This is a genomic window from Streptomyces sp. P5F9 (assembly GCF_057961495.1).
The window spans coordinates 23,217-35,190 of sequence record NZ_JBXVPZ010000048.1; the positions used below are offsets into that span (position 1 = coordinate 23,217).

Sequence of the window (11,974 nt, forward strand, 5' to 3'; positions counted from 1 at the left end):
TCCGTCAGAAAGGTTTCCCCACATGACCAGCCTTCCCAGCCGACGCCGTCTGCTCGCCACCGGCGCGGGTGCCGCGCTCGGCTTAGGTGCGGCCGCCGCCACAGCTTCCCCCGCGGCGGCGTCCACCACTGACCGGACGACAGGGGTCGCCGAGGAGACCCGCACACTCGACGAGCTCTACCAGGCGGCCCTCACGGAGGGCGGAAAGCTCGTGATCTACGCGGGCGGTGACGTCTCGACGCAGGCGGACGGCCTTCGTACCGGCTTCAAGAGCCGCTTCCCCGGGATCGATCTGACGGTTGTCGTCGACTACAGCAAGTACCACGACGTCCGCGTGGACAACCAGTTCGCCACCGACACCGTCGTGCCCGACGTCGTACAACTGCAGACCGTCCAGGACTTCGTGCGCTGGAACGAGCAGGGACGTCTGCTCACCTACAGGCCGGCCGGCTTCTCCAAGGTCTACGCCCCCTTCAAGGACGCCCGCGGTGCCTGGGTCGCCGTACAGGTGAGCGCCTTCAGCTTCATGTACGGCCCGGCGGCGGTCGGCTCGGACGTGCCCACCAGCCCGCTCGACCTCGTCGACGCCAAGTGGAAGGGGAGGATCGCCTCGTCCTATCCGCACGACGACGACGCGGTCCTCTATCTCTACACGCTCTATGTGCAGAAGTACGGCTGGGACTGGCTGGCGCAACTGGCCGCCCAGGACCTGCAGTTCGCCCGCGGCAGCTACACACCCCGGGACGCCGTCACCAGCGGGCAGAAGGCGATCGGCGTCGGCGGCTCCGGCGCGGCCCTGGCCACCGGGCCCGTCAAGTGGGTGCTCCCGGACGAGGCGACACCCTTCGTGTCCTGGGGGCAGCGGGCCGCGATCCTGAAGCAGGCCAAGAACCCGACCGCGGCCAAGCTCTACCTCAACTGGCGGCTGTCCACCGAGCAGCAGCAGGCCGCCACCAACGGTTGGTCGGTCCGCACGGATGTCACCCCGCCGACGGGGCTGAAGCCCATCTGGCAGTACCCGAACGGGAACCTCGACGGATTCCCCCGCTTCATGGCCGACCGCGCCGCGATCGAGCGCTGGAAGCAGACCTTCGCTCTCTACTTCGGCGAGGTCAAGGGAGACCCGTCGCCGGGCTCTCTCGGGCTGCACCCGGGAGCCTGACCCGCACATGGCAGAAACTGGGCAGGCAGTCCTTTCACGGGCTGCCTGCCCGGGCCAATACCGGTCGCGTCAGCTCCTCCCAATAGGGCATCCAACGCACGGCTGCTCTGTTGGCGGCCACCCCAGGGACAGCCCGCATCGGACCCCACAATTCCGCGCGGAGCAGGTGGTCCTCTGCTGTCCGGCAGACGCTCACCGTGGCGCGAACGCGTAACACGGGTCGTCGTCGCTCCTCTCTAGGCAGTGTCCGGGCCGGTTCGCGAGAGACGGACTATGGCGCGATAGAGGGCCGTGGGCTTCGGGGCTTCGGGGCTTCGGGAAGGTCACCAGGTCACCGCCCTGATCCGCACCCCCGCCAAGCTCGCCCTCACCCACTCCCAACTCACGGTCATCACCGGGCAGTTGTCCGACCGCGATGCCGTCGAGCAGGCCGTCGGCGGTGCCGATGCGGTCATCAGCGCGCTCGGCCCCTCCCTGAAACGGTCCACGACCGGCACTCAGGTGACCGACGGAACCCGCATCATCGTGCAGGCGATGGAGGCGCGGAAGGTCACCCGTTTCGTCGGCCTGGCCACGCCCTCGCCGGCCGATCCGCGGGACAAGCCGCACTGGAAGCACAAGGTGCTGCCCGTGCTGGCCGGGCTGATGTTCCCCAACGCGCTGGCCGAGTTGAAGGGCATGACCGAGGCCGTCACCGGCTCCGGCCTCGACTACACGATCGCCCGCATCAGCAATCCGACCGACAAGCCCGCCACCGACCGCATCCGCTCCGGGTTCCTCGGCCACGACCGGGTCGGTTCCGCCATGAGCCGAGCCGTCATCGCCGGCTCCCCGCGTGTCGACAACCCCGGCACCCTGCCGATGCGGCCGGACGAGCCCGGTGTCCAGCTGATCGTGTCCGGCCACGTTCTGGACGGCCACGGTCAGCCGCTCGCGGGCGCCAAGCTGGAGATCTACCACGCCGCCAACAACGGCGACTACTCCGGTCTGTACGACGACGGAGTGCCCAAGTACAACCTGCGCGGGCACCTGTTCACCGACGCCGACGGCCGCTACACCTTCACCACCATCACCCCTGTCGCCTACGCCGATGCCAACGCGATGGCGATCGACAGCGTCGTCGAGGCCGCCGCGGCCCTCGGGCGCAGCCTCTACCGTCCGGCCCACATCCACTATGAGGTCCACCACCCTGACCTGATCAGCCCCTGGTTCGGCGAGATCTACTTCAAGGGAGACCCCGTCATCCCCGTCGACTTTGGCGGCTCCAAGTTGGCCCACCCCGCCCTGCAGGCGGACACCACCCTCCATGAGGACCCCGAGGACATAGCCGGACACGGCTTCCAGGGCCCGTACCGGACCACGGAGTTCGGCTTCGTCCTCAAGACCCGCGCCAACCCGGACACCCTCGCCCCGAAGGAGGAGAGGGCATGACTCCCGAGGAGGCCACGGCCTGGTCGCCGGCCCGGCTCAACACGGCTCTCTTCCACCACTACGACCGCCGCGAGTACGACGAACTGCTCGAACTGTTCGCCCCGACGCCCTGTACGAGGCGAGGTTCACGGACGCAAGCTGCGCGGTCATGCGGAGATCCGGGACGTGCTCGACGCTCGTTCCGGTCCCGAGGTGACGGTCCGCCACCTCGTCACGAGCCGGTACTTCCACAGTTCCGGGGACGGGACCGCTCAGGGCACCGTCTCCCTACACGTCGTCGAACTGAACGACCACTACCGGTTCGACAACGGGCACTGGAAGATCACCCACCGCGCAGCCCACACCGTCCCTGCCCCAGCCCCCGCCTGATCGCCCCCACGGAAGAGGTACGGGTGACACCGGCACGCCCGGCAATCGCTTCGGCAGAGGTGCCGTAGCAGCCCTTGAGCGCGAACTCGCGATCGCAGCGCGGGGATGGCGCTCCCGCATCTCTCCTGCCTGCTCATCCGGTGCGTGCCGCCATGCCGGCGGGCGCCGGTCAGCTCGACCTGAAGCCGGCCTGTGACGCGCCCCGGGATCCGTTCCCTGCTTGAGAGCTTGCGCACTGGAAACCGATCGGTTTACAGTGAGGCAAGGCGAAACCGATCGGTTTCCTTCAAGGGTTCGGGAGTGCATGATGACGACAAATCGACCGGTGGCCCTCGTGACGGGCGCCTCCTCCGGCATCGGGAAGCAGACCGCGCTCGCACTGGTCGCGGCAGGTTTCGAGGTGGCTGGCACGGGCCGCGACGCCTCACGTGTCGGCCCGCTCCAGGGCGTGACGTTCTTCGACCTCGACGTGGTCAGTGACAAGTCGGTCACCGCGGTGGTCCAGCAGGTGATCGACCGGTTCGGGCGGATCGACGTCCTCGTCAACAACGCCGGCATCGGCTCGATCGGCGCGGCCGAGGAGACCTCCCTCGCGCAGGCCCAGGGTGTCTTCGACATCAACGTCTTCGGAGTCATGCGCATGGTGAAGGAAGTCCTGCCGCACATGCGCGCCCGGGGGCGCGGACGCATCATCAACCTCTCGTCCGTGCAGGGCTTCATCCCTGCTCCCTACATGGCGGTCTACGGCGCGTCCAAGCACGCCATCGAGGGCTACTCCCAGTCCCTGGACCACGAGGTCCGGCAGTACGGCGTCCGCTCGCTCCTGGTCGAACCCGCCTACACCAACACCGGGTTCGAGGCCAACAGCGCCAAGCCTGACACCCCCCTGCGGACCTACGCCGACCAGCGGAAGATCTTCGACCGCCTGATGGCGGAGGCGATCAAGAGCGGTGACGACCCCGCCGTGGTCGCCAAGGCGATCGTCACGGCCGCGACCGACGCGAAGCCGAAACTGCGCTACGCCGCCGGCCCCATGGCCGGACGGGCACGCATGCTCCGCTTCGTTCCCGCCTGGGTCCTGGACAAGCAGATCCGCACGATGAACAAACTCGTCGGCTGACACCCACACCCGCAAGCCCCGTCCACCCGCAAACTCGTTCGCGCCGTTGATACCGGGAGAGACCCATGTCCGAGACGCTGCACTCCGCCGCCGCCACCGTGGCGCGCTGGCGCTCCGCCGAGGAACACGGTGACGTCGACGCCGCGGTCGCGTGTCTGAGCCCGGACGTCGTGCTCAGCTCGCCGCTCAGCGGCCAGTTCCGCTTCGAGGGATCCGACCAGCTGCGCGACTTCCTGACCGTGGCGTTCGCGGCGGTCAAGGACGTCCGCTACCACACCCAGACCGGCGAGGGCGACACGTACGCCCTGGTCTACCGGGCGCGGGTGGGATCCCAGTCGTTCGAGGAGGTGCAGATGCTGCGGCTCGACGACCAAGCGCGCATTACGGAGATCACGCTCTTCGGGCGTCCGATGCCGGCCCTCACCGCCCTGATGCACCTCATGGGTCCGGCGCTCGCTCGCCAGCAGGGCCGCCGGGGCCTTGCGACGCTCATGAGCGTCAGCACCATACCGATACACGCGATGGTCTCCTCGGGGGACCGCAGCATGGTCGCGAAGACCCGGCCGACAGCCCGGTAGAGCTGAGAGCACCACTGGCCGTCTGGCCCCGCTCCCCTTCCAGTTCCAGGAGTTGGCGGCAGCCGCCGGCGATGTCCCCGGCAGACGGCTTCAGGTCGCGGGAACGCACGAGGTGTCTGCCGTCCAGGTGGGCTCCGGCTCGCCCCACGCGCCGAGGTGATGCGGCAACTCGCCGCGCCCTCCAGCAACTTGAACCAGTAGGAGAGGCTCCCATGAAGCGACGTACGTTCCTTACGGCGACCACCGCGTCGCTTGCCGCCACCCAACTCGCCGGACCCGCCTACGCCTCCGACTCCGCCTCGCCCTCCGGTTCAACAGCCGGTCACTACGAGGTCGTTGCCCGCTTCTGGGGCGCGATGCCGACGGGTGTCACCGTCTCGCGCCGCGGCCGCATCTTCGTCAACTTTCCCCGCTGGGGTGACGACGTCCCGTTCACCGTCGCCGAACTGCGCGGCGGGAAGCCGGTTGCCTACCCCGATGCCGAGATGAACCGCCAGGACGCCTCCGACCTGGCCGGGCACTTCCAGTCGGTGCAGAGCGTCGTCGTCGACGGGGCCGACCGGCTGTGGATCCTCGACACCGGAAGCCCGCTGTTCGCCGGGTCCTCCTACGGCGGTCCCAAGCTCGTGGCGGTCGACCTGCGTACCGACCGGATCGTACGGAAGATCCTCTTCCCGCCCGAGGTGGTGCCGGCGAACAGCTATCCCAACGACGTGCGCTTCGACCTGCGTCGCGGCGCCGAGGGCATGGCCTTCATCACCGACTCGGGCGGCTCCAACGGCATCATCGTGGTCGACCTCGCCACGGGCCGCTCCTGGCGGCGACTGACCGGGCATCCCTCGGCACTCCCGGACGAGCGGTTCCTTCCGGTCATCGAGGGCGAGCCCTTCATGGTCCGCCCCGCGGGCGGCGAGCCCACGTACTACGAGACCGGCTCCGACGGCATCGCTCTCAGCGCCGACGGCACGCGCCTCTACTACTGCCCGCTCTCCAGCCGCCGACTGCACAGCGTGTCCACCGACGCCCTCGCCGACCCGGACGCCACGGACGCCGAGGTGGCGGCGACGGTCGAGGACCTCGGGTTCAAGCCGATGGCCGACGGCCTGGAGAGCGACGACAAGGGGCGGCTCTACGGCGGCGACCTGGAACACAACGCGATCTGGCGGAGAAGCGCGAACGGCACCTACCGGACCCTCGCCCAGGGGAGCGACCTGATCTGGGTCGACACCCTGTCCGTCGCGTCGGACCGGCACCTGTACGCCACCGCCAACCAGCTCAACCGGCTGTCGCCCTTCCACGAGGGCAAGGACCTGCGCCGCAAGCCCTACCTCCTGGTCCGCCTGCCGATCGACGCCGGGCCGGTCAGGCTCGTGTGACCTCGCCGGCCCGCGTCGGGCGGCCGCCTGGGCGGGGGAGCGGTGTGCACACCGGCCGAGCAGCGGGCGACCTCGACCCTGACGCGGACCCGGGTGGGGCAGGTTTTGCCGGTGCGGTGCGCGGCGCCGCGGTCGATTTCGGGCAGACCACTGTCTCCGTACAAGCAGACCATCGTCTCCGTACATCGGCTCCGTACAACTCGACGCCCTCAAGGCGCTGAACCGTACGCTCAGGCCCCGAGCGGTACCGGCTCCGGGCTCACGGCACGTCCGCGAACGCCTGAACCTTCCCCTCGCTCACTCGCCACCCCGCTACCAATGCCCCCAGGGCCCGCTCGTAGCAGTCGGCGACCGCGAGCCCGGGCGGCTCGTTCCCCGACAGCACCAGGGACACCAGGCCATGGGCCGTTCCCCAGACCGACAGTGCGATGACCTCCGGGTCGGACTCCGCACTGAACTGCCCTGCCTGCTGTCCGCGCCGCACGGCGTCGACGAGGGGCCGGTAGGTCTCGATGGCGTCACGCGGCCTCTCCGACTCCAACTCCGACTCTGACGGGCACTGGACGCTGCGGTCGGAGAAGAGGATCGCGTAGAGATGCGGGTTGGCGATGGCGTATTCGCGATAGACGAGCCCAAGCCGGATCACGTCGCCGGCCGGGTCGTCCGTCGGACGGATGGCTGCCAGGCGTGCGACGAAGAGCCGCGCGGCCTCCTCGTACAGGCTCCTGAGCAGACCCGCCTTGTTGCCGAACAGCGAGTAGACCGCCGTGGTCGAGGTCTTCACGTCCGCGGCGAGCTGTCGCAGGCTCAGCGCGGCGGTGCCGCGGTCGAAGACCGTGGCGGCCGCGCGGTGCAGGAGCCGGAGCCGGAGTGCTTCGTCATGTGTCTTGAGCCTGGCCATGGCGTCATCGTATTGCAACGCCGTTACGAATGCAGAGACGCTCGGCCATCTCCCCGATGAGAGGTGCGCAACAGCATTGCATCGAGCAATAAAAACACTGTTACGGTTCGTTCGGCGCCGACCTTGGGATGGTCCTGTCCGGCGTTGGCTGACGATCTAGGAGAAGTCATGTTTGAGGGGTTCGGGCGGCTGCTGTACCGCAGGCGAAAGCCGGTGCTGATACTGACCATGCTGTTCGCCGTCCTGTCCGGGGCCTACGGCGCCGGAGTCTTCGGCTCCCTGACGCCGCTCGGCTTCCAGGACCCCGGCTCGGACAGCGTGCGCGCGGCCCACATCGCCGAGAAGGCGTTCCCGCAGCGGACACCCGACGCGGTGATCGTCTACCGCGACAAGGACCGCACCGTCGACGACCCGTCCTTCCAGCAGGCGGTCGTCAAGCAACTGAAGTCCCTGCCGAAGTCGGAGGTGACCGGCTACCTGGACTTCTGGACGACCAGGATGCCTGCGCAGGTCAGCCACGACCGGCACGCCACCTACGTCGCCCTGAACCTGCACGGCAGCAGCGAGAAGGCCAAGGAGGACGCGTACAAGGCGGTCAAGGACAAGATCCCGGCACCCGGCCTTCAGACGCTGCAAGGCGGCACGGTGCCCACCGGTCACCAGGCGAGTGAGAAGATCGAACACGACCTGAGAACCGCGGAAATCATCTCGGCCCCCGTGCTCTTCCTGCTCCTGCTGGTCGTGCTCGGCGGTCTGACCGCGGCCTTCCTCCCGCTGCTCGTCGGCGTGCTCTCCATCCTCGGTTCGATGGCCGTCCTGCGGACCATCGCGAACATCACCGACGTGTCCGTGTTCTCCATGAGCCTGGTCACGATCCTGGGTCTCGCGGTCGCCATCGACTACGGCCTGCTGATCGTGAGCCGCTACCGCGAGGAACTGGCGGCCGGCTACACCGGCGAAGCGGCGATCGGGCGCACCATCGCCACGGCCGGGCGCACCGTGATGGTTTCTGGCACCACGGTCGCGGCGGCGCTGGCCGGACTGACCCTCTTCCCGTCGACGTTCCTGAAGTCGATGTCGTACGGCGGCGTGGCAGCGGTCCTGCTGGCGGTGCTCTTCTCACTGGTCGCCCTGCCCGCGCTGCTCGCCGTGATGGGACCGAAGGTCAACGCCTTCCCGCTGCGCCGCAAGAAGGCAGGGCGGCCGAGGGCGGCGGGCGAGGGCGCCTGGTACCGGTTCGGGCACGGCCTGATGCGGCGGCGGTGGGTCGTGGTGGTGGGCGCGGTGGGTCTGCTGCTGACGCTCGCCCTGCCGTTCTCCAAGATCGAGTTCGGTTCCATCAACGCGCAGCAGCTGCCGAGCAGTTCCGAGGGCCGCCAGGTCTTCAACGCCATGGAGCACGACTTCGACGGCGACGCGGTGAAGTCCATCGACTCACTGCTCGTGCTGAAGTCCGACGGGACCTCGAAGGAGCAGGGCGCGGCGCTGAAGGCGTACGCCGAGCGGCTCGGCGCCACGGAGGGCGCCACGAGCGCCCGGATCAGCGGCGTGGAGGGCGCCACGGCCCGGGTGTCGGTCACCTATGACGGCAACCCCATCTCGACCCACGCGCGGGACCTTGTGAACCGGATCAAGGAGGTACCGGCACCGCCCGGCGCCCGGGCCTACATCGGCGGCGAGTCGGCGATCTACGACGACACTCTGGACGCGCTCGGCGAGACCCTGCCATGGATGCTGCTCTACATCGCGGTGATGACGTACATCCTGCTGTTCCTCGCGTTCGGCTCGGTGCTGCTGCCGTTGAAGGCGATCGCGATGAACATGCTGTCGCTGTCCGCGACCTTCGGCGTCCTGGTCCGGATCTTCCAGGACGGCCATCTGCACGGCCTGCTCGGCTTCGACCCGACGGGCAACATCGAGCCCAACATGCCGATCATGCTGTTCGCGCTGATCTTCGGGCTCTCCATGGACTACGAGGTGTTCCTGGTGTCCCGGATGAGGGAGCAGTACGACAAGCAGGGCGACAGTACGGAAGCCGTGGCCACGGGGCTGCGGTCCATCGGCCGCCTGGTCGTGAGCGCGGCGGTGCTGATGTGCGTGCCGCTCGCGGCGATCGGGATGAGCGATGTGCTGACCATCAAGCTGTTCGGCGTCGGCATGGTGTTCGCGGTCCTGGTGGACGTGCTGGTGGTGCGCATCCTGCTGGGAACGGCCGTCATGAGACTGCTGGGCAGGGCGGCCTGGTGGGCTCCGGGTCCGCTCGCCCGCTTCTACGACCGGTTCGGCATCAAGGAGACCGACGTGCCGGAGGACACCGACGAGCGGGTCCCCGTCCCCACGGGCTGAACCCTCCCGAGAGGCCGAAGTCCCTTCACCCTGGGCACTTCGGCCCTCGCTGCCGTCGCGAGCGAGGGGTCGGCGGTGCCCCGCTGGGGACTCACTTCTCCGGCTGCTCGCTCCGCTCGCATGCACGGCGGTCATGGCGCCGGTGGTTCGCGTCCTCCTGGGCCAGGCGCCGTAGCAGCCGGACGACCGGCTCGAACAGCACGGCGAGGACCACCGCCCGCTCGGCGAGGGCGATGCGGTCCTCGATCCCCTCGAACTGTGCGAAGTCCAAATCGGCGGTGGAGGTGGCGAGCTGTGCGTAGGGGACGAGGTCGTCGACCGTGTAGTCGGTGCCGAGGCGGCTCAGCGCGGCGAGACTTTCGGCGAGTGCCGGGCGGTGCGGTGACGCCTCGGAGATCCGCCAGCCCATGCTCTCGATGAGAGCCTCGACCCTCGCGGCGGCTCCGCCCGGTACAGCCTCGTCGGCGGTGCTCTCCGCTCCGGGGCTGTCCACGTTGTCCGCGCCGCTCCTGCCGTTCGTCTCCGCGGAGGGCACGGGCAGTGCGTGGTGGACGACGCCCAGGGTCTCGAACCCGTCCAGCGGACGGTCCACCGCATCGAGCACCTCACGGGTACGGGCGACGGACAGCCCGCCGAGCTGGATGAGCGAACGGATCAGACGGAGCCGCTGGATGTGCTCCTCGCCGTACTCGACCGCCGTCGCGTTCAGCGCGCGTCCCTCGGGCAACAGCCCTTCCCGGCGGTAGTACTTGATGGTCGCCATCGGCACCCCGGACCGTCGGCTGAGCTCTGAAATCCTCATGCGCTCCCTCACGCTCAACTGTCCCACCAGTATCGCGTTACCGGGGGTTGCCCCGATGGGATCGATAGTGCCACTATCGGGTACTCGGTAGTAACACTATCGAGTGCTTCTTCGGTGTGCCCACTTCTCCGTGCGCGTGGACGACACGCGCCCGCGGAAGCCGCCAGCACCGCCACGGCCACACCCAGCCGCAGTTCTCTCCCCACCCCGGGCCCGGGCCAGTCAGTTCTGGGTCCGGTCGTCTCGTACGCATCGACAACGGAGACCAACACCATGTCCCAGCGAATCGGCAAGACCCACTGGAAGCGTTTCGCCATCGGCGCGGTGCCGACCGTGGCCGCCACGGCGGCCGTTGCCATTTCCATGGCCCAGGGCGCCCTGGCCGCTTCGTTCAGCATCTCCGGTTCCGCCTTCCAGGTCTCGGCCGGCAAGTTGAGCGGCACCGGATTCGCCAACTACGCCACGGTGGACGTCGCCAAGAACGGCAAGCACGTGCCCGTCTCCGTCTCGTCCATCAAGAACGCGACGGTCACCGACATGTGCCAGTCCGTCCCGGTGGACATCCCCGTCCTCGGGACCTACACGATGTCGCTCACGGCCGGCGGGTCGGGTACGCCGGTCAAGGCCAAGGACCTGTACATCGACATGACCGACCTCCAGGCCAAGAAGGGCACCTTCAAGAACGTCGACATCGGCGTCGCCACCGGTTCCATGACCAAGGGTCAGGTCAACCCGAAGGACCACGTCGATCCCGACGGCTACGCCCAGGAGGCGGACGCGGTCGAGATCATCGATGCCCACCAGACGGTCTGGGCCACGACTGCGGGAACGTTCGAACTGGCGGGCCTGCACATGAACATCGCGGCCGGCCGCCACGACTGCTTCTGACCTCGCTCCCGCCCCCTCGCCTCCCGCGCGCGAAAGCGACCGGCGACTGCCCAGGGGGCGGCAGCGTTCCACCGTCCTCGCGGACACCCTCACCCACCCACGACTTGGGAGCTGCCACATGACGAGTGCCGGTGCACCCGCGCACCCCCACAGTGGCAGCGGCCTCACCCGCGCTCGCCGGGACTTCCGGGCCTGGCGGCGCACCCGCCCCTTCTGGGCGGGCCTGCTGGTGCTCCTTGCCGCTGCGCCCATCATCTACTTCCCGTACTTCAACCTTTCCCTGGGCGCCCTGTCCGTGGCGATGTCCACCACCGCGGGGGCCGGATCCCTGGTCATCGGCCTGACACTGATCGTCCTCGGCGGACTCCTCTGGTTCCAGCCCATCATCAGGTTCTTCGCGGGCTGCGTCGCGGTGTTCCTCGGCGTGCTGTCGCTTCCCATCTCCAACTTCGGCGGCTTCTTCGTCGGCACGCTGCTCGCGGCGTCGGGCGGACTCCTGGCTCTGGCATGGGGCCCGGTGGACGGGGACGGGCTTGCGGAGGACATACCCGACGGCGCTGAAGAGCCGTCAGCCGCAGTCACCCGGGCGGGAGGACAGGGGAGTGAGTGACCAGTCGCCCGACACTCAGGGCGAGACCGCGGAACCCCGCTTCGCCCGGCCGCCGAGAGGCCGGCACGCCATCCCCCGTACGTCAGCGCTGACACGCTTGCGTCTGCCGGTCGGGAGGGCTCTCGCGCTCACTGCACTGCCGACCGCCCTCATCCTGGGAAGTCAACGCCTGCCCGAGTCCGCGGACACCAGCGCCACCGCGGCGCTCTCCGTTTCCGAAGAGGGGTCAGGCGCGCAGGGAACCAGCGGTGTCGACTGCGCCCGTCCCGAAGACCCCTCACCCACTGCGACGAACGCTCCCGCACACCCCACCCCGTCCGCTGATCCCCGCACAGTCGGCGCTCACCCGAGCGGGGAGCCCGTCAAGCCGCCGTCGCAACCGGACGACGAG

The 11,974-nt window shown here is 68.8% G+C and carries 11 protein-coding genes; 9 read left to right on the forward strand and 2 right to left on the reverse strand.

Translation table 11 applies throughout. The features are described 5' to 3' along the window. Positions 1-22 precede the first annotated feature (22 nt). The 6 genes from AC31A1_RS11465 (at position 23) to AC31A1_RS11490 (ending at position 6,036) form a co-directional block, all read left to right on the forward strand. Positions 23-1,162, forward strand: a complete 1,140-nt coding sequence (locus AC31A1_RS11465) for an ABC transporter substrate-binding protein (protein ID WP_489653161.1) — start codon at positions 23-25, stop codon at positions 1,160-1,162. A 291-nt stretch (positions 1,163-1,453) separates the two neighbouring features. Next, the gene (locus AC31A1_RS11470; RefSeq protein WP_489653162.1) at positions 1,454-2,593 is read left to right on the forward strand and encodes a dioxygenase family protein; all 1,140 of its coding nucleotides are present in this window, start codon (positions 1,454-1,456) and stop codon (positions 2,591-2,593) included. Between the two features lie 165 nt (positions 2,594-2,758). Beyond that, positions 2,759-2,962, forward strand: a complete 204-nt coding sequence (locus AC31A1_RS11475; protein ID WP_489653163.1) for a hypothetical protein — start codon at positions 2,759-2,761, stop codon at positions 2,960-2,962. A gap of 307 nt (positions 2,963-3,269) precedes the next feature. After that, complete coding sequence (locus tag AC31A1_RS11480; RefSeq protein ID WP_489653164.1) at positions 3,270-4,082, forward strand: oxidoreductase; 813 nt, start codon at positions 3,270-3,272, stop codon at positions 4,080-4,082. Positions 4,083-4,147: 65 nt separating this feature from the next. After that, positions 4,148-4,660 carry a nuclear transport factor 2 family protein gene (locus tag AC31A1_RS11485; protein ID WP_489653165.1) on the forward strand — a complete coding sequence of 171 codons (513 nt, stop codon included), beginning with the start codon at positions 4,148-4,150 and terminating at the stop codon, positions 4,658-4,660. Between the two features lie 212 nt (positions 4,661-4,872). Then, positions 4,873-6,036: an L-dopachrome tautomerase-related protein gene (locus AC31A1_RS11490; RefSeq protein ID WP_489653166.1), complete on the forward strand. Its 1,164-nt coding sequence runs from the start codon at positions 4,873-4,875 to the stop codon at positions 6,034-6,036. A gap of 259 nt (positions 6,037-6,295) precedes the next feature. Here the strand turns inward: AC31A1_RS11490 and AC31A1_RS11495 are convergent, their stop codons facing one another. After that, entirely contained in the window at positions 6,296-6,937 is a 642-nt protein-coding gene (locus AC31A1_RS11495) for a TetR/AcrR family transcriptional regulator (protein ID WP_489653167.1), read from the reverse strand. A gap of 168 nt (positions 6,938-7,105) precedes the next feature. Here AC31A1_RS11495 and AC31A1_RS11500 point away from each other — a divergent pair, with 168 nt between their 5' ends. Continuing rightward, entirely contained in the window at positions 7,106-9,283 is a 2,178-nt protein-coding gene (locus AC31A1_RS11500; protein WP_489653168.1) for an MMPL family transporter, read from the forward strand. Positions 9,284-9,374: 91 nt separating this feature from the next. Here the strand turns inward: AC31A1_RS11500 and AC31A1_RS11505 are convergent, their stop codons facing one another. Further along, a complete protein-coding gene (locus AC31A1_RS11505) occupies positions 9,375-10,085 on the reverse strand; it encodes a MerR family transcriptional regulator (protein ID WP_489653169.1) in 711 nt (236 codons plus the stop codon). 273 nt (positions 10,086-10,358) lie between these two features. Here AC31A1_RS11505 and AC31A1_RS11510 point away from each other — a divergent pair, with 273 nt between their 5' ends. Together AC31A1_RS11510 and AC31A1_RS11515 are read left to right on the forward strand one after the other, a co-directional pair. Beyond that, entirely contained in the window at positions 10,359-10,973 is a 615-nt protein-coding gene (locus tag AC31A1_RS11510; RefSeq protein WP_489653170.1) for a DUF6230 family protein, read from the forward strand. 118 nt (positions 10,974-11,091) lie between these two features. After that, entirely contained in the window at positions 11,092-11,583 is a 492-nt protein-coding gene (locus AC31A1_RS11515) for a DUF6114 domain-containing protein (RefSeq protein WP_489653171.1), read from the forward strand. The last annotated feature ends 391 nt before the right edge of the window (positions 11,584-11,974 follow it).